We start from the raw sequence: 18,161 nt of genomic DNA on the forward strand, positions 1-18,161 counted from the left end.
GTGTCACTAGCTAAATACCAGTCCAAACCATCTAATCCTACTTGCTAGTTCCATTATGCGTTTCTTTAACATTACATATTTCATAGGCACTTTTAGGGGTACAAGGCTAATAACTAGGTAGTAAGAATTGCTTGTATGTATGAATTCTTTCACATTTACATTATATTCATTTAAATTCTTAACATCATTTTTCTTCTACTTTGAACATTAGTACGCAATACATCCACGAGCATCATTTTAGTTTTTTTCGATTACTACAACACACATGCATTAAAAGTTTATTTTTATAAATAGCGTTTAACAAAAAACAACGATTCATTTTGAAATTAAGCAAAAATGAATCGTTGTTTTGTTTACTGCTTTTTCGGATTTCAGTACCCTCGAACATTTTTACTCATGCTGGTCTGTAGAACTTATAGACAATCAATTAATTAGATGTCTCCATTGTTTCTGCTCATTAATTGTCTATAGTTTCATTTATACGTTTTTTCCGACTCGCTTTTTTGCCGATTATTGGGAGTCATTGGCTCATGTTTCGGATTTAAATTTCCAAACTCGGCTAGCTCAAGTGATATTTCTTCTTTCATATCACCTGCTTTTCGTTTTGACGGCGTTCGTAGTCTTGAATTCGAAGTATCGTTAATTCCTTTATGATTATCTTTCTCCATAATAAAACCTCCTTTTCATTAATATGACCCAGTAATATTTTTTCATTCAAAAAACTTCATGTACAAAACCCATTTTTCTTGGTGCCTTAGGCTTGTCTTATTTCCCTACTATTCAGTATTCCAAGGCTTTCCATTTCAAATACCTTCATCCCAAATGGTATGGTAGAGAAAACATACATTGGAGGGAATCATAATGCGATTAAATGATAAAAAAGTAATTGCTCTCGTTGATGATGATTTTGAGGACTTGGAACTTTGGTATCCAATCTACCGCCTTCGCGAAGAAGGTGCAGTGGTTCATTTAGTTGGAAAAGAAAAAGATAAAACTTATATTGGAAAATATGGTGTCCCTGCAGTTTCTGATTATGACTTTTCGCAGATCCGTGCTGAAGATTATGATGCGATTCTTGTACCAGGCGGCTGGGCACCAGACAAACTAAGAAGATACGATGAGGTCCTTGAATTTGTTCGAGTAATGGATAATGCCAAAAAACCTATTGGACAAATTTGTCATGCCGGGTGGGTTCTGATTTCTGCTGACATCTTAAAAGGTAAAAAAGTGACAAGTACACCTGGAATTAAACACGATATGATAAACGCTGGGGGAATTTGGAGCGATGAAGCCGTTGTAGTTGATGGTCATATCGTATCAAGCCAACGTCCACCCGATTTACCACCTTATGTAAAAGCTTTTGCTGATCTATTAGCAGAAAAATAAATCAAATTAAAAAGTGGGCGTCTAACCTATTCTTGAGTAGGTTAGACGCCTATATTCTATCTAATATCAACTCTTTTAAACAGTTGCGGTCATGAATAGTAAAAAAAGTTAAAAACCAGATTAAATTCCTACCTTTTCAACTCGTCTAGCGTCTAGTGTTTTGGCTTCTCTCGCTTTTAATTCACGGCGAAGAATCTTTCCGCTAATTGGTGTTTTGGGAAGCTCTTTAATAAATTCAATTTCCCTTGGAGATGCATGCGCCGCGAGTCCTCTGCGAACAAATAGTCGCAACTCCTCTAGTAGCTCTTCACTTTCTTTATATTCCTTCGATAATACGATAAAGGCTTTAACAATTTCTCCCCTTATTTCATCTGGCTTTCCAATAACACCTACTTCAGCAACTGCGGGATGTTCAATTAGCTTACTTTCCACTTCGAATGGGCCAATACGTTCACCTGAAGAATTTATCATATCGTCACTTCTCCCTTGGAAAAAGACATATCCCTCATCGTCTAGCGTTGCCAAATCTCCAGATAAATACCAACCTTCGAAAGGAAAATAAGTAGTATATTTGGCTGAATCCTTCCATACTTCACGCATGATTGCTGGCCAGTTTGCTCTCAATGCCAATTGACCGACTGCTCCATTTTCCAAGATCTCGCCCTCATCACCTAAAATAGCTGCTTCTATTCCTGGAAATGGTTTTCCCATCGATCCAGGCTTAATCACATCAGAAGGTAAATTAACGATTAACTGGGCACCGGTTTCCGTCATCCACCACGTATCATGAATTCGATTGGAAAGTACTTTAATTCCCCACCTGATGACTTCGGGATTTAGTGGTTCCCCAACACTTAAAATATGCCGTATTTTTGAGAGGTCATAATTTGACGTCAATTCGTCTCCTTCCGCCATAAGCATTCTAAATGCAGTCGGAGCACTATACCAAACGTTTACACCCGTGCGTTCTAATACGTCGTACCATTCTTCTGCACTGAATCTACCTCCGTGAATGACCGTCGTTGTCCGATTAAGCAATGGAGCAAATACACCATAAACAGTCCCTGTCACCCAGCCCGGATGTGCCGTGCACCAATATATATCATCTTCCTTTAAATCCAACACCCATCTCCCAGTAATATACTGTTGAATCATTGCCCGATGTGCATGAATGATTCCTTTAGGCTTCCCTGTCGAACCGCTTGTATAGTGGATATTTAATCCGTGATCAAGATCCACCCACTCGATTATATCGTCTTCTATTTCTATGTTTCTAACCTCGGCAAATAAAGAAACTTCATCATCAATGCATTCTTCCAATTCCGCAGCGATAAATACCGTCGTCAAGGATGGTAATTCTTTCCGTGGAACCCGCTTTAAAAGTTCTGGCGATGCAATTAAAAATGTCGCTTCACAATCATAAATCCGCTCTTTAACCGCGTCTTCCATGAATGCTTCGAAAAGCGGTCCCACAATAGCACCGAGTTTAATTGCGGCAAGCATAGCAATATGACAATCCGGATGTTTCGGTAAAAATACGAATACGAAATCCCCCTTTTTAACACCGTGTTTTTTTAATACTGTCGCCCAATGATCCGTTTTTTCTTTCAATTCACTATAAGTTAGTTTAAATTCTTCATTTTCTCCAATATAATGAAGTGCAACCTGTTCGCCGAACCCTTCATCTACGTGGCGGTCAACGCATTCATACGCCATATTCACTTTTCCTGTAGAAGACCAACTAAAGTTCGACTCTATTTCCTCCCAGGAAAAGTCACTTCTATTTGGTAAATCATCAGTAATATTATAATGTCCTTTATTCGGATAAATCACTGTTTGGTTTCCCATTTTACTCGACCACCTTTCCTAATTGTAACAAATCAAGAATCTCCGACTTTTTCCCAGCCAGAAATGAACTTCCGCGATCCCTTGGCCTCTTTACTTCGACTGATAACTCAGCCTGCAATGTTCCGGGTTGACCGCCGAGAATGAGGATCCGATCGCATAAATATAGTGCCTCGTCTATGTCATGTGTAACGATTACCATCGTTGATAAACGCTTCTTTTGGATTTTCAATAGTAAATCTTGTAATTGCATTTTTGTAAATGCATCTAATGCGCTAAAAGGTTCATCAAGAAGGAGTACATCTGGTTGACCGATTAACGCACGAGCAATCGCAGTTCTTTGTGCCATGCCGCCCGATAAGTCTTTCGGATAATGTCCCTTAAAGTCAGTTAGTCCAACCAGTTCTAAATAATCTAGCACTTCCTTTTTTTCATTTTGCACATCTTTACTTCCAAATAAAATATTTTCTTCGACACTTAGCCAAGGCATAAGTCTAGGCTCTTGAAAAATCATGCCTACAGGCTGTCTACCAGCCTTAGCAATTTTGATTTCACCTTCATAATCCTTATCGAGTCCCGACAATACGCGAAGAAGTGTGCTCTTCCCGCAGCCACTCGTTCCCAAAATGCCAACAGTCTCTCCTTCTTGAATAGAAAAAGATATATCTTCAAAGCCAGCAAGCCCATCATTGAATGTTCTTGAAGCCTCTCTCACTTTCAACATATTTCCCACTCCCCTTAAAGTTGATTTTCCAAATTATCTTGCCATTTCAAAGCACGTGCTTCCCATCCTTTTAATAAACTATCCGTTATCTTCCCAAGTACTGCGAATAATATAATACTAGCCATAATTAGTTCGGGTGAATAAGTATTCTGACCTACCACAAGTAGATAGCCAAGTCCCTTGCTAGCGCCCATCAATTCAGCAGCTACAACGAACATCCATCCTAAACCAACGCCGCTACGTAATCCCACGAAGAAAGACGGGAGTGATGCGGGTAAAATGATTCGGCGTACAATCTGTAATGAAGTAAAGTGATAAATCCTTCCAACCTCTATTAGCTTACGGTCTACGCCCTGTATTCCAGAGACAATATTTAAATACACCGGAAAGAAAACACCCACAGCAATTAGTACAACTTTAGAAGATTCGCCAATCCCCATCCACAATATAAATAATGGCACCCAGGCTAATGATGGGATTGATCGGAATGCTTGGATTAATGGATCAAGAAGCTCTTCAAACCATTTGAAATAGCCAACGATTGACCCCAAGACAAGTGCTGCAATCGTTCCTGCAAAAAAGCCGACAAATACACGGAATAAAGTAATCCCTATATGACCCCAAAGCACACCTTCATTTCCCATCTCGATAATTTTGCTGAATATAGTTGTAGGAGCGGGAAATACATACGTATCAATTAAATTTAAGCGAGCAGTTGCTTCCCATACGACTAATAGAATTATTGGCAATAGCCAACCTAGTGTGTATCCCCGAATCTTTTTTGCACTCACCTTAACTTTAATCGACTTTTTGGCTTTCACTTTCAAAAAATCCTTCGCTTCAGTATTGACTGTCATACGGCAACCCTCCTATTTTGAATTTAAGACCTTTTCCGCAAATTCTTCATTTATTAATTCACTTACTACTTTTTCAATATTTACATCTTTTGTTATTACTTTTTCAGAAACCAATACAGCACCTGCTTCTTCTAATGCTTGAATTTGTTTTTCACCAGGCAAAGGATCGGAAAAATCATTTCGCTCAATACTTTTTTCAGCGACTTCCAATTTCATACCTGATTCTCTAGCCAGTATTTCTGCTGCTTCAGAAGGATTTTCTTCAACCCATATTCGCGATTTCTCATACACTTCGATTACTTTTTCAACAATATCCGGATGCTCCTCAGCAAAATCTGTTCGTACATTTAGTGTTCCATAAGTATTTTTGTCATGATCTCGGTAAAATAAATTCGCTCCGGAATCAACTTCAGCACTAGCCATATGTGGATCAAGGCCTGCCCATGCATCTACCTGACCCGTTAGAAGTGCGTTCGCCCCGTCTGAATGCTGTAAGTTAACTATTTCTACATCCTTTGATGACAGTCCCACTTCTTGTAAAGAACGGAGAAGGAAAATATAAGGGTCTGTACCTAAAGTTGCAGCAACTTTCTTTCCTTTCAAATCTTCCACTGTTTTTATCGAAGAATCTTCGGTCGTTACAAGTGCAGTCCATTCAGGTTTCGAATAAATATAAACTGACTCTATTGGTGAACCATTCGATTTGGCAATCAATGCTGCGGCACCTGCCGTAGATCCAAAATCAACACTTTTAGAGTTTAAAAATTCTAGTGCCTTATTACTTCCTTGGCTAAGAACCCATTCAACTTCAATTCCTTCACTTGCAAATACCTCTTCTGCCCATCCAAATTCCTTAAGCGCCAAACTAGTTGGTGAATAGTACGCATAATCCAATACAACTTTTTCAAGCTTTTTCTTTTCTTCCCCTTTTGCTGATGAACAACCTGTGAGGATTAATGACGCACCAACCGCTACTAGAATAAATGCAATAATTTTCTTCATTGTAATCTCCCCTTTAATTGTTTTGTATTTCTAAACAGCTTCCACAATAAAAATATACTTAACCTATAAGAATACTAGGTTTATAAATATGAGGATTACCCGCTAACATAAAAGAGAACGATAAAAAGCCCCCTTCTAATAAGAAGAGGGCTTAAAGATTCCTCCTCTTATCTTCCAGATTCAATCGAATCTGTAGGATGTAGCACCTTTTCAGATATAAATACCTGTTGGTTGCCGGGCTTCATTGGGCCTATCCCCTCCGCCGCTCTTGATAAGAGTATTATTTAATTTTAAATGTGCTAGTTACTAGTAATATTATTGATTAGCAGTTATCATACAACACACCAGGTTTAATTGTCAACACCTTCTGATAATTAGGCCTATTCTTTTATTTTTCCTTAATATAGAAATTAAATATTTGATAGCAATGAATGAATCTACCAAACATAATTACTTAAATAAGTTATACTAGAATATGGGATAGGAGGTGTTTAATAATTATGAAAAAAGTTGTACTATCTTTACTAGCTATTGCCTGTTTGGTAGCCATTGTCTTTGGTAGTCAATGGCTATTAAATAAAAATAAAGAAGAAGAAATCACCACTGCAAGTGCTGAAGAAATTGCCGCGGGTAAGTCTCCTCAGTCTAAAGAAGTACCAGGTGCTCTTCCCACCCTTGATATTAATAGCAGCTCATCTCAAGATGAGGTAATAGCCGTCATGCATAAGATGACCCACCAGAAAATTATAGCCAATGATAAATGGGGGGCTCTACTTATGACTCAAGAAAATATAGTTACTGTTCATGAAATTATTGAACTAAGCAACTATCCTAATAAAAATGAACTGTTAAAAATTACTAAACGATGGATAAATGGGGATTTTACAAGTGTAGATAATGATCATAATATCATTTGGACACTTCAAGGTGGATCAATCGGAAAGGCACAAGGTATTATGACACCAGAAGAAGAAAGATGGTTTATTATTCACAATTTTGGTGAAGAGGTTGTTGAAGATTGGATGCATAATCAATAATAATTGGCTTTAACTAAACATCAAAAAAACAGCAGTAGAAGTTCACTGCTGTTGATTTTTAGACGTTAATAACCAGAGTCATCTGATGTTAAATTATCAATCATCTTGTAGTCATACTTCTGAAGTGGTTTTTCGGCTGGGCCTTCAATCACCTCACCCGTGTGTTTGAATCTAGAACCGTGACACGGACAGTCCCAAGTACGATCACCGTTATTCCATTCAACCTCACAACCTATATGTGTGCAGGTGGTATCGACAATATGAAGTTCCCCGTCGTCATCTTTATAGGCACCTTTTCTGTGCCCGTCCAACATAATAACTGCCCCTTCACCATTTTCTAAACTCTCAGGGCTTGTTTTAGGTGAATCAAGCTTTCCTTTTATTAATTGGCCAACGACATTTGCATTCTCTTTGAAGAAATTTTTCAAACTCGGATGTGCATAGAATCGGGCAGGTTTATATAATTCTTGATAATTGTTCTCTTTGCCTACTATCATATCTTTAAATAACATCGCAGCAGCGGTTCCATTGGACATTCCCCATTTTCGAAAACCTGTCGCAATTAATATATTGGGTTGTCCCGAAGTAATTTCCCCGATATAAGGAAGCTTATCCAGTGTGACTAAATCCTGTGCGGACCAGCGGTAAACAATCTCCTCAAGCCCAAATACTTCTTCTCCGAAGCTTTCCAATGCCTTATAATGTTCCATCGTTTCTATACCTTGACCAGTCTTGTGACTCTCACCGACAATTAAAACCAATTCCTCACCGTCTACTTCGACAGCGCGAAGTGAACGGTTTGGCTCATCGGCACTAATATAAATTCCACCCGGGAACTTTTTCTTGGTTTTAACAGCAAGTGCATAGGAACGGTCTGCATGCATTCTTGTAGAATAAAGACCTAGCCCCTCATAAAACGGAAAATGCGAACAAACAAGCACATGCTTAGCAGTGACTCTTGGACCCTCCTTTGTTAAAACAGTTGGATTCTCCCCAGTCTCAATATTTACCGCAACTGTATTCTCAAAAATGAGCCCTCCCTTGCCCTTGATAAGCTTGATAAGATGAACCAAGTATTTAGTCGGATGAAACTGAGCCTGCCCTTTCATTACAAGTGCTTTTTCTATGGCAATATCAAAAGGTATCGTATCCACTAGTCCCCCATCAATTCCTAGTTTCTCATAGGCCTCTGCTTCCTTTACAACCTTTTTCGCATATTCTTCTGTTGTTGCATACAAGTATGCGTCTTGATTGCTAAAATCGCAATCAATGCTTTGCTCATTCACGGTCTTTTTGATAAAGTCTAACGCTTCTTTATTTGCTTCATAATATAATCTCGCCTTACTTCTACCCAAATTATGAATAAATTCATCATATATTAAATCATGTTGGGCTGTAATTTTTGCTGTCGTATGCCCTGTTGTTCCATTCATTAATTTCCCTGCATCTAACACAGCAACCTTAAAACCTTCATTTACTAAGAGGTAGGCGGAAGTAATTCCGGCGATCCCCCCTCCTACAATTACTACATCAACATTTAAATCTTCCTCTAAACTCGGGTACTCGGGAAATTCAATACCGGTTCTCCAATAGGATTCAGTGTATTCGGGCAACTTTTCATTAGCATGATTATTATGGGTCAAAAAATATCCTCCATTCAGAACTCAGATAGTTTTAGGTTTCCCATATCACATCGACCTATACAAAATAATGGTTTTCACAACAAAAAAACCCCATCCATATTTATTGGACGAAGCTTGGTGGTCTTCTAGATTAATTAAATTGTTTAAACGCCAATTAATTCTTCGTAAGTGATTTCAATCATACCTGGAATTTCAGTAGGTGATACACCTAATAAATCACAAGGGCGTCCGATTTTCTCGATCTTGCCATCCTTAATTTTAACGATGCGGTCTGCGAGTGCATGCGCGTCGTTTTGATTATGTGTGACAAATATTGCAGTTGTTTTTGCCTTCTTCAAAATACGGCGTAGGTCGCCTCGGATTTTGACTTGCAAGTCTGTATCCAGGTTACTAAAAGGCTCATCAAGCAGGATAAGTTCGGGTTCTGGGGCAATTGCCCGTGCTAGTGCAACCCGTTGCTGCTGGCCACCACTCAATTGATGGGGATAACGCTTTTCAAAGCCTTCCAGTTCGACGAGTTCAAGCACTTCTTGCCCACGTGTCTTCTTGTCTTTCCGACTCATTTTGGAGAGCCCGAACAGTATGTTCTCTTCGACAGTCATATGTGGAAATAACGCATAATCTTGAAATACCATACCGATTCCACGTTTTTCTGGTTGCGTAAACGTCTGGTTGCAAAACATCTTTTTGTTATTCAGGCTAAAAGAACCGCTCGCAGGCATTTCTAAGCCAGCAATCAATCTTAGTATTGTACTTTTACCACTGCCACTTCGTCCAAGTATCGAAATGACTTCGCCTTTTTCCACTTCGAACGAAAAATCTTCTACCGTCTTCATAGTAGATTTAGGATACGAGAACTGTAAATTTCTAATGTCCATGAACATATCAATCCGGCTCCTCTCTGAGTAACTTATGGAATACAAAGATAGCTATAGTGCTCACACCAACAATTAGCAATGAAGCTTGCGATGCTTCCATAATTCTTTCATCACTTGCATATTGAAACGCTTTTGTTGCGAGCGTATCGTAGTTAAACGGCCGTAAAATAAGGGTTAAGGGGATTTCCTTCAGAATATCAACAAATACTAAGATAAAACCACTAATGATAGCACCCTTCATCATCGGTATATCGATTTTGAAAAATGTTCGTAGACTTCTTGATCCCAGCATGCGTGACGCGTCTCGGAAATCCGTTCCGATTTTATCGAATCCTGATTCAATTGAATTGTAACCAATTGCAAAGAACCGGATGACATATGCGGTAATTAACATAATTAAACTTACACTGAGGACAAGTGAGGATTCCGTCCCAAAGTATTGATAAACGGGATCCAATAAACCATCAAGCGTAATGAATGTCGTAATTACCGCTACCGCAATAACGGCTCCGGGGATTGAATATCCCAGAATTGTCAACTTCGGTAAAAGTTTTGCAATTTTATGGTGAACGATTCGGCTGTAATTACCGACAATCAATGAAAACACGATAATAAGAGAAGCTCCTAAACCCGCGACTATGACTGAGTTTTTCGTGTAAAGCAACACATCCTCCATCGGTACCTTTCCAAATGTAAGGATTACCCAGTCAATCAATTGAATGATTGGGATTAGGAATGCCACACTAAATATTACAAGGGTGTACAGTGTCGCAAAAAATGCCTTTCTCCCTTTTAATTTAACTAAAGGAAGCGGCCTAACTTTAGTCGTTGAGTAACTGTATTGCTTCCTACCACGTAGTAGTCGTTCTATCATTAATATAAATATTACGACACCCATGAGTGATGCTGCAAGTTTAATAGATGATTCTAAGTCGCCAAGCCCAAACCAAGTTTGGAAGATTGCTGTACTAAACGTCTGTATTCCAAAATATTTTACGACACCGTAATCGTTTAACACTTCTAATATGACTAAACTTACACCACCAATTATAGATACGCGGGAAATAGGAATGACCACTTTGAAGAATATTTCCCATGGTCCTTTCCCGAGTGTTCGCGCACTTTCAATTAGGGAAGCCGCTTGGTGGGAAAGAAAGATTCTTGTAATCATATAAACATAAGGATAAAGAAACAGTGTATATATGAAAATCGCGCCTGGGACATTCATAATATCAAAAAAAGCAGGATTCACTGAGATATCTAGATGGTTACGAAGCGTTTTTTGAATAACGCCAGTGTAATTAATAATCCCGTGATACGTATAAGCGCCGATAAATGGCGGAATCGATAATGGTAGAATAAGCGCCCACTTCATGAAGTTCCTAAGTGGAAAACTATATTGGGCAATTAACCAGGCTAGGCTGAGTCCGATTGCAATCGTGAATAACGCCGTAAAGAAAACGAGTGTTAGCGACGATTTAATATAATTAAGGAGCATGTATTCCTTTATATGCGCCCAATTTTCACTAGCTGGAGAAAAGATACCCGCTACAATCGACACGTTCGGTAAAAACAGCAAAATTATTATTACAATTGCCCCGATTGTCCACCCGTTAACATTTGCAAGACGCTTATTCATGACAAAACCCACCCTTTACCTTTTCCGCAACACCCCTATCGAAACTACGAAAGGGATCGACATTTACTTCCAGCCAACTTCGTTCAAAGTGATGATCGCTTTTGCGTTATTTTCACCAAGCACTGACAATGGTATATCCTGTTCCTTAAAGTCACCCCAAGATTTCAAGAGCTCTGATGGTTCTACTCCCGGATTTACAGGGAATTCATAATTCGCAGAAGCAAACTTCACTTGCGCTTCATCCCCTGTAAGGAATTCAAGTAATTTTAATGCGTTCTCCGCATTTTTTGAATCCTTAACGACTCCCGCACCGCTTATGTTCACATGTGCCCCAGTAGTTTCTTGGTTTGGGAAGAATACGCCAAGGCTCTCAGCTATTTTGACTTCTTCATTATCGACTGAATTTAGCATTTGACCAAAATAATAAGAGTTCATGATAGCTATGTCGCCCGAACCTGCTGCGATTCCTTTTGCCTGATCACGGTCTCCACCTTCAGGATTACGTGCCATGTTATCAACAATTCCTTGCGCCCACTCTTTCGCTTTCTCTTCTCCATTAATTTCAATGAATGAAGCAAGAAGTGACTGGTTATAGACACTTTCAGATGAGCGCACAAGAACACGGCCTTTCCACTTGTCTTCTGTTAGTGCTTCGTAAGTGGATAGCTCTTCAGGTTTAACCTTATCTTTATTATACACCAAAATGCGCGCACGCTTCGTTAAACCAACCCACATATCATCTGTATCACGGAATTTTGATGGTATTTGGTTCGCTAATTTGTCACTTGACACTGGTTGTAAAAGACCCTCTTCTTTTGCTCGATACAATCTTCCAACATCAGCTGTTAGTAATAAATCCGCTTTGGTTGCGCTTCCTTCACGTTTAATTCGTTCGATTAGTACATCTGCTTCGTCCTTGATAATGTTAACTTTGATACCGGTTTGTTGTTCAAACGACTTATATAATTCATCATCGACGTCATAATGACGGCTCGTATATAAATTCACTTCTGATTTTTCATTACTCTTTGCACCTGGATCGGTACTTTTTTCGTCTTTTGATCCATTACCACATGCGGATAGCGTTAACATCGCAGCGATAACAATCAGCAATAAGTTCTTCTTCATAAATCCCCAACTCCAGACATAGTTTTTCAAATAATTGAAAATGATTCTCAATACCAATTTAAGTCTTTCCGTAATAAATGTCAATACATCGACTATGTAATATGATGTTTCCATTTTTTCTGTTATTAGTATAATGTCACTGTTTGAAAAGAAAATGCCGCGGATAAACCATTTAATATTGCATCGAGTAAAGACGATACGATTGGTTTATCCACAACAAATTGTAAAAACCAGATGCTTTAAGATTAAGTTACAATTTTATCCTCCAGATTCCTCCAAAGGTGATGCGCTTCTCTCGCAATATGTTCCAATAAATTAGGCGGTGCTGTGGTAACAGCAGCACAGGCATTAATTAGCGTGTTTAATTCCAATTTAAATGCTTCGAGTGCTTTTGCTTCTTTAATAACCATCTGATTAAAGGTGTTTAATATTGGTGAAATCTCATTACGCGGTCGACGAATCATCGTCTTCAATGACACTGCTTGCAGATACAGATTCTCGAACTTCCTCGTCATAGCGCGTACCTGATCATGAAGTTCATAATTGGATGCGTCTACATAATGACTTATAAAAATGAGATGATCCAACATTTGTCTTAACCAAAAGTTATTTTCATGAATGGTTGCGTCCGCAGGTGTCACATACGCACCGGTTTCTATTAATTTGAATACAGTTTGTGCCTCTTCAGCTTCACGTATCATGTGGTCGAGTAGCGACGTAGGTGTTGAAATAATAACCTCACAATGCAATGCCTTATCCATTGTATGGACGAGTAAATCATGAAATTCATTCGTGGAACTTTTTGCTTCCTCTAATATTAAACCAATATCCCCCTTTTTGGATTCGGTTTTTTTGAAAATGGTTCCCATACGATCAACCATTTTCTGGTTTGCACGCGCTAACTCCAACTCGTGATGACTAATTTCTCTATCGAAAAACTCTCCGTGTTCAAAGTTATTCCGCACCCAAAAATCAATTATCCCATAGGTGTCTCGGTCATAATTGTCAGTATAAGACAAACCCTCATCCCTTCTTGATATAAGTTACATCTGCCCATACTATGTTAGTCATATTCCAGTTGTGCCTAAAAGGTCGGTTTCAAAAACCCCTCTATTTTATTAAGTAAGTGAAATTACTTCCCTACGTCTATAAAAATGATGTCGGTCACATATTAATAAAAGTACGGAGGTGAGTATCCATGACAAACAACAATGACAGGAATTCAAAGCTTAACCAAAAACCAAACACGAACAAGAATGACAGGCCTGAGGAGTTTGGTTCTGAACTTGATGTTGATAAGTTAAAAGAACAAACCAACAAGGACAAACTGCGAAGGAATTACACGCTAGATCCTCGAGATAATTGTTTCTAAATTGAAACAATCTTATTCGGTTGGATACTACAGAACGGTTGAAGCATTTTGCTTCAACCGTTTTCTGGAGGCGACTATACTTTATTTAATTAACTAGGCGCAAAAATTCCTTTTCACCCAATATTTTAATAGGATGTCCTTTATTGATTAACTCCTCAACTTTTTGCATCTTTATACTATTAAACACCTCCGTAAAACTTGTTAAATCATAATCACCAATTACCAAATAACCGGTATGCCTCGTTATGTTATTTTTGCAATTCCCGCCGCAATTCATGACTAGTTGAGATGCTTCTCCCCTCGTCATTGATTGTAATTTCCCCGTGAATACGACATCAGCATTGAATAACGGATGCGACTTTACCGCTTTACGTGTTGGTACTTTTATCGTTTTTTTACCCTTCTTGTCCCCAGCAGGCGAATAACGATTAGTATGATGAATGCCTAATTGCAAATTATTCCTAGATGATAATTCCTCAAGCGACTCTGTCTTACTATTTTCTAATGCCGCTAAAGTCACAAGCGCGGCAGCCCTCGCATCTTCCAATGCATCATGATGCTTAAAGCTGATGCCCAAATGATCGGCAACAGTTGAAAGTTTATGATCGAAAAGAGTCGGCCAAACCTTTTTTGAAAATACATAGGAGCACCCATAAGTAAATTCTGCATAAGGTTCATTGTAAAGATCCAAAGCATAACGCATCGCACTCATATCAAAACTCGCATTATGTGCTATCAACATTCGGCCTTCAATCAGCAGCTTAAATATCGGCCAATATTCCTCAAAAGTTGGCGCACCTTGAACCATGTCCTCCGTAATTCCATGAATGACAGTATTAAAGTAGGTGAATTCGTCTTCTGGATCTATGTATGTATGAATCTCTTCTTTAATCAAGCCATTTTCGACGATGACAATCCCAATTGAACAAATACTCGCCCTTGAACTATTTGCAGTTTCAAAATCTATTGCGATAAAATTCACTTAACTACTACCCTTCTATTAATTTAATACTCATTTTCTATTCAATCAGTTCCACTTATTATACTACATATGCTTGACCAATAAATACCACATCGTAATTACTACTGCCTCGAAAATCTTTAGTTCACTATGATACTTCAATTCCATATTGCTAAATAGCTTCTATATGCGATATTTTCCAGGGAATAAAGCATGGAAACTTAACCAAGTTATTTAAATCAATTTGCTAGGCTTCCTTTTATAGTCCTTATAATTCCTTTACTACTTCCAAATCAATAATTGCTACTAACCAATTATTGTTGTGTATAATAAGTAGAATAGTATTTTTTAGGATTGAGGTGTATAAAATGCCTTCTAAGGATGATTTTAATGCCGAAGAAATTGATGATGATGAACTACAGGATCTTGTATTGGAAGCACAACGCGAAATTCTGTTAAAACACGCCATTGATAAATCAAATATTAAATCTAAACGACCTTTCCCAAGATGGATGTTTTGGCTCATGTCTATCATGATGGTCGTCAGCACATTTGCGGCTATTTTTGAAGTTTATTCGATCCCGGCTATTGATTTCTTAAAGGCCTCCGCGAAATTATCTTCGCAGGAAGATATTGCCGCCTTTAAAAAATCCGTTGTCGTTGTTGTGACAGATGACGGGAAAGGTACTGGTTTTTCTATATCAAGTGATGGCACCATTCTAACAAATAATCACGTCGTTGAAGGAAGCGATACGGTTACCGTCGTTTTCCCAGACGAAGGGCGTTTCACCGCTACAGTCGTGGATACATATCCAGCCGTGGACCTTGCTGTACTTAAGGCTGATGGTAAGGATTTACCTTATCTGCAGCTTGCAGATAAAACGACTTTTCTTGATAACGAACCAATCTACTTTATCGGAAATCCGCTGAACTTTAAAGGGATTGCAAATGAAGGAACGATTATTGATTATACCCAGTTAATGGATTGGGATGTCCCTGTCGTAATGATAGAGGCTCCGGTTTATCGTGGTAATAGTGGAAGTCCTGTACTAAATCGTGATGGCCTAGTCATCGGAGTTGTTTTCGCGACGTTAAACCACGATGAAAACGGCAAGTTTGGGCTATTTGTCCCAATAGATGAATATTATAAGGCTATTAAATAATAGATCACTTGGCAATTCTGTAATATGGTGGAAATATGGTACGGTATTGGCCAGATATTCCATATGGGAGAAAAAATTGAGGGGCTTTTTTATATTGAATTCACAAAATACGGTTCAATCAATGCGATTAGTATTTTTGGGAATTTATATTGAACTTTTATATTTGCTACCACTTCTAACATCGTTATCAATATGGTTTCCCTGTATATAATCTATCTCTTGGGAAAACTGTTATTGGGATTCCATTATTTCTAATTCCCTGCAGTAATCAAATACAATCGTGTCCATATCTGAAAGCATTTTTAAATTCGCAATCTCTTCTAACCCTTCTGTAATAATTGAGAGTTCTTCTTCATTCATTTCTATTAGGACTTTGTCTTTTTTAACTCTTTCCAGCTTCATGGTATTCAACCTCCAATTGATTCTTTCTTCTAATACTTTACCCTTTTTGACGAATGTTAAGCCCATATTTTAATATCCACTGGATTTTCTACTAATAAAATATGAAAGGCACCTGCTTGGAATATGCAGGTGCCTGTTAAAACCTTTCATTGCTAAACAAATAACACTCGTTACTCCAGTAACAGAACGTTCATACACAGCTGTTTGCTATTTCCCTTAATTCAACTAAAGCATCCACCAAGTGATTTGACAATTTTCCCGCATTTTCTTGTTCAGAGATGTTGCAGGAAAGGTTGATTGAAATCGACTGATCTAATAAAATATAGGCTAATCCAAATCCTCCCTCAACGACAGGACCGAAAATCCGGTACTTTACATTATCATATGCCATACCACTTGTTGATATAAAATCATGGCGCATCGTTAGGTACCCTTTATCTCTAAATATCTCCGGTAATTCTTTCATTCCAGATTGCGCTCCATGTAAATAATACATTTGCTCAAGACCGTACATATGTCTTTCAACACCATATCCTTTTCGGCATTCGATTATGCGATTTGAATGAGCCGCACCAGCTTTTTGCATTAAAGAATATAAGGTTTCATTATCCGCTTCCCCATTTTCTAATGCGTGCACTAAGTTTAGTTTTTCCATACTTGTCGCTCTTGCACATTCTGTTCTTCCTTCATGGAATACCCGCACCGAAACAGGTTCATAAACACTTCTAAGCGTACCAAATGTTCGATACTGGGCAACTTGCAAAGCCATATGAAAAAAAGCGTCCGGACTAATATTCATATTCTTTATTTCGTTTGAACCAAAACCTTCAAATGTTCTCGATTTTACGTGTAATGCATATTTAGTTTGTTCATTATATTTTTGGAAATTCGTCAATGATTCCTGAATTTCTTTTGAAATTTCCCATTCCTGTTTTTCCCCGAATGTTTTTTCTGTCGTATAAACAATTTCTGACTCTTCATTTGCAAGCCCGTCATTTACATGACTAATGACCGCAAATATTGTTGTTCCGTCAACCGCCGAATGCTCAATACTATAGCCAAGTTCGCCTTTTTTAGTAATAACGACTTGGATTGTCTTATCGTAGTATTTGTTCGTGCCACTTAACATTAGATTTTCAATGGCATCCTCGGAGTTGTCGCTTTCCTCGTCCATTGAAATGACAATAAGTGAATCCGCAATCGTTTGTAGAATATCTGCGTTTACCTTCGAAACGATAAGCTGTTCATAAACTTTCGCAGCCTCATCCCTTGTCGCAGTTGTAAATATTCCAACGTTGGCACCCTCATTTATTTCTGTTTGGAAAATAGTCTCAATCGCTGCTGCGATTTCTTTACTTTGATAAATTTCACCTTCACTATTGGTTACATTTACTTTGTAAACATTATTTTTATATAGAAGGATTACATGATTATTACTTTTATCAAATTCCGCTACTCTAAAATCATCCCGTTCCAATCGGGGTATTCGAACAGACCGGAAAAACTTTTTGTATTGACTCATATCTAAAGGTATGCCGTTAAGCGTTACGGGCACTACCTTTCCATCAATTATTGTATGATACAATTCTGTTACTAAATAACTTACTTTACCAACCAATTCCGAGTGTGTATATTGATTTTCATGTTTTTTATTGTCTAATAATATATTGAAATGCATTCCTGTCGGTAAAGGATTGCGGTACTTTAAATATAAATCATCCCACAAAGGTTTAAGCCAACTACCTTCTAATTTATCGTCCCATTCATGTAGTTTTTCCTGAAGCATTTCTGCTTCCCCGTCTTCTTCAAAAAAACGATTAACTACTTCTGTTGTTTCCTGAAATTGCGTATCAGATAAAAGAGGTTCAACCCACTCGAGAAGCTTGGCTTTTGTACTCATTAATGGGGGTACCGGTAATTCTGGTAATTCGTTTTCATAAGCAAATGTCTTTTTTATAATAATTAGCCCCTTCATGTTTCACTTTATCATTTTTCACGCTAAAAAGAAGATCGGATTACCAATCTTCTTTTAAACGTGTTTCTATTATTTTTTCACAAAAAATGATTTGACTGAATCGGATCCAGCCTTTCCTCAAATTATTGCTCTGCGCTAATTATATACAA

General features: G+C 38.1%; 16 protein-coding genes and 1 riboswitch. Of the genes, 3 read left to right on the forward strand and 13 right to left on the reverse strand.

Annotation, left to right across the window (positions count from 1 at the left end; translation table 11 throughout):
• Window positions 1-473: 473 nt before the first annotated feature.
• Window positions 474-668: a hypothetical protein gene (locus KSU66_RS00130; RefSeq protein WP_269049377.1), complete on the reverse strand. Its 195-nt coding sequence runs from the start codon at window positions 666-668 to the stop codon at window positions 474-476.
• 193 nt (window positions 669-861) lie between these two features.
• Here KSU66_RS00130 and KSU66_RS00135 point away from each other — a divergent pair, with 193 nt between their 5' ends.
• Window positions 862-1,386: a type 1 glutamine amidotransferase domain-containing protein gene (locus KSU66_RS00135; RefSeq protein ID WP_269049378.1), complete on the forward strand. Its 525-nt coding sequence runs from the start codon at window positions 862-864 to the stop codon at window positions 1,384-1,386.
• A 120-nt stretch (window positions 1,387-1,506) separates the two neighbouring features.
• Here KSU66_RS00135 and acsA read toward each other — a convergent pair whose 3' ends face one another.
• Genes acsA through KSU66_RS00155 form a run of 4 tightly spaced genes read right to left on the reverse strand, consistent with a single transcriptional unit; the run spans window position 1,507 to window position 5,814 of the window.
• Window positions 1,507-3,234 (reverse strand): acetate--CoA ligase, encoded by a 1,728-nt coding sequence (acsA, locus tag KSU66_RS00140; RefSeq protein ID WP_269049379.1) that lies wholly within the window; start codon window positions 3,232-3,234, stop codon window positions 1,507-1,509.
• Window position 3,235: 1 nt separating this feature from the next.
• Window positions 3,236-3,955 carry an ABC transporter ATP-binding protein gene (locus KSU66_RS00145; protein ID WP_269049380.1) on the reverse strand — a complete coding sequence of 240 codons (720 nt, stop codon included), beginning with the start codon at window positions 3,953-3,955 and terminating at the stop codon, window positions 3,236-3,238.
• A 14-nt stretch (window positions 3,956-3,969) separates the two neighbouring features.
• Window positions 3,970-4,812, reverse strand: coding sequence for an ABC transporter permease (locus KSU66_RS00150; protein ID WP_269049381.1), 843 nt, complete (start codon window positions 4,810-4,812; stop codon window positions 3,970-3,972).
• Window positions 4,813-4,824: 12 nt separating this feature from the next.
• The gene (locus KSU66_RS00155; RefSeq protein ID WP_269049382.1) at window positions 4,825-5,814 is read right to left on the reverse strand and encodes an aliphatic sulfonate ABC transporter substrate-binding protein; all 990 of its coding nucleotides are present in this window, start codon (window positions 5,812-5,814) and stop codon (window positions 4,825-4,827) included.
• A gap of 164 nt (window positions 5,815-5,978) precedes the next feature.
• A riboswitch (SAM riboswitch) is annotated at window positions 5,979-6,092 on the reverse strand.
• A gap of 222 nt (window positions 6,093-6,314) precedes the next feature.
• On the opposite strand from KSU66_RS00155, the gene KSU66_RS00160 reads away from it, so the two are divergent.
• Complete coding sequence (locus tag KSU66_RS00160; protein WP_269049383.1) at window positions 6,315-6,851, forward strand: DUF6241 domain-containing protein; 537 nt, start codon at window positions 6,315-6,317, stop codon at window positions 6,849-6,851.
• Between the two features lie 65 nt (window positions 6,852-6,916).
• Here the strand turns inward: KSU66_RS00160 and KSU66_RS00165 are convergent, their stop codons facing one another.
• The 6 genes from KSU66_RS00165 to KSU66_RS00190 all read right to left on the reverse strand — a co-directional run bounded on the left by KSU66_RS00165 (window position 6,917) and on the right by KSU66_RS00190 (window position 14,493).
• Window positions 6,917-8,494, reverse strand: coding sequence for an FAD-dependent oxidoreductase (locus KSU66_RS00165; protein WP_269049384.1), 1,578 nt, complete (start codon window positions 8,492-8,494; stop codon window positions 6,917-6,919).
• 143 nt (window positions 8,495-8,637) lie between these two features.
• Entirely contained in the window at window positions 8,638-9,378 is a 741-nt protein-coding gene (locus KSU66_RS00170; RefSeq protein ID WP_269049385.1) for an ABC transporter ATP-binding protein, read from the reverse strand.
• 1 nt (window position 9,379) lies between these two features.
• Window positions 9,380-11,011: an ABC transporter permease gene (locus tag KSU66_RS00175; protein WP_269049386.1), complete on the reverse strand. Its 1,632-nt coding sequence runs from the start codon at window positions 11,009-11,011 to the stop codon at window positions 9,380-9,382.
• A gap of 63 nt (window positions 11,012-11,074) precedes the next feature.
• Complete coding sequence (locus KSU66_RS00180; protein WP_269049387.1) at window positions 11,075-12,139, reverse strand: Fe(3+) ABC transporter substrate-binding protein; 1,065 nt, start codon at window positions 12,137-12,139, stop codon at window positions 11,075-11,077.
• A gap of 245 nt (window positions 12,140-12,384) precedes the next feature.
• A complete protein-coding gene (locus tag KSU66_RS00185) occupies window positions 12,385-13,158 on the reverse strand; it encodes a DUF2935 domain-containing protein (RefSeq protein ID WP_269049388.1) in 774 nt (257 codons plus the stop codon).
• A gap of 438 nt (window positions 13,159-13,596) precedes the next feature.
• Entirely contained in the window at window positions 13,597-14,493 is an 897-nt protein-coding gene (locus tag KSU66_RS00190) for an exonuclease domain-containing protein (protein WP_269049389.1), read from the reverse strand.
• A 347-nt stretch (window positions 14,494-14,840) separates the two neighbouring features.
• Here KSU66_RS00190 and KSU66_RS00195 point away from each other — a divergent pair, with 347 nt between their 5' ends.
• A complete protein-coding gene (locus KSU66_RS00195) occupies window positions 14,841-15,635 on the forward strand; it encodes a S1C family serine protease (protein ID WP_269049390.1) in 795 nt (264 codons plus the stop codon).
• 231 nt (window positions 15,636-15,866) lie between these two features.
• Here KSU66_RS00195 and KSU66_RS00200 read toward each other — a convergent pair whose 3' ends face one another.
• Together KSU66_RS00200 and KSU66_RS00205 are read right to left on the reverse strand one after the other, a co-directional pair.
• A complete protein-coding gene (locus KSU66_RS00200; protein ID WP_269049391.1) occupies window positions 15,867-16,037 on the reverse strand; it encodes a hypothetical protein in 171 nt (56 codons plus the stop codon).
• Window positions 16,038-16,227: 190 nt separating this feature from the next.
• Window positions 16,228-18,012 (reverse strand): choline/carnitine O-acyltransferase, encoded by a 1,785-nt coding sequence (locus tag KSU66_RS00205; protein WP_269049392.1) that lies wholly within the window; start codon window positions 18,010-18,012, stop codon window positions 16,228-16,230.
• Between the last annotated feature and the right edge of the window lie 149 nt (window positions 18,013-18,161).

The sequence above is a fragment of the Sporosarcina sp. G11-34 genome (assembly GCF_026931025.1).

What these genes read in the sequence shown, in the direction of transcription:
- KSU66_RS00130 (WP_269049377.1), bottom strand. Translation starts at nt 668, where the DNA reads ATGGAGAAAGATAATCATAAAGGAATTAACGATACTTCGAATTCAAGA.
- KSU66_RS00135 (WP_269049378.1), top strand. Translation starts at nt 862, where the DNA reads ATGCGATTAAATGATAAAAAAGTAATTGCTCTCGTTGATGATGATTTT.
- acsA (WP_269049379.1), bottom strand. Translation starts at nt 3,234, where the DNA reads ATGGGAAACCAAACAGTGATTTATCCGAATAAAGGACATTATAATATT.
- KSU66_RS00145 (WP_269049380.1), bottom strand. Translation starts at nt 3,955, where the DNA reads ATGTTGAAAGTGAGAGAGGCTTCAAGAACATTCAATGATGGGCTTGCT.
- KSU66_RS00150 (WP_269049381.1), bottom strand. Translation starts at nt 4,812, where the DNA reads ATGACAGTCAATACTGAAGCGAAGGATTTTTTGAAAGTGAAAGCCAAA.
- KSU66_RS00155 (WP_269049382.1), bottom strand. Translation starts at nt 5,814, where the DNA reads ATGAAGAAAATTATTGCATTTATTCTAGTAGCGGTTGGTGCGTCATTA.
- KSU66_RS00160 (WP_269049383.1), top strand. Translation starts at nt 6,315, where the DNA reads ATGAAAAAAGTTGTACTATCTTTACTAGCTATTGCCTGTTTGGTAGCC.
- KSU66_RS00170 (WP_269049385.1), bottom strand. Translation starts at nt 9,378, where the DNA reads ATGTTCATGGACATTAGAAATTTACAGTTCTCGTATCCTAAATCTACT.
- KSU66_RS00175 (WP_269049386.1), bottom strand. Translation starts at nt 11,011, where the DNA reads ATGAATAAGCGTCTTGCAAATGTTAACGGGTGGACAATCGGGGCAATT.
- KSU66_RS00180 (WP_269049387.1), bottom strand. Translation starts at nt 12,139, where the DNA reads ATGAAGAAGAACTTATTGCTGATTGTTATCGCTGCGATGTTAACGCTA.
- KSU66_RS00195 (WP_269049390.1), top strand. Translation starts at nt 14,841, where the DNA reads ATGCCTTCTAAGGATGATTTTAATGCCGAAGAAATTGATGATGATGAA.
- KSU66_RS00200 (WP_269049391.1), bottom strand. Translation starts at nt 16,037, where the DNA reads ATGAAGCTGGAAAGAGTTAAAAAAGACAAAGTCCTAATAGAAATGAAT.
- KSU66_RS00205 (WP_269049392.1), bottom strand. Translation starts at nt 18,012, where the DNA reads ATGAAGGGGCTAATTATTATAAAAAAGACATTTGCTTATGAAAACGAA.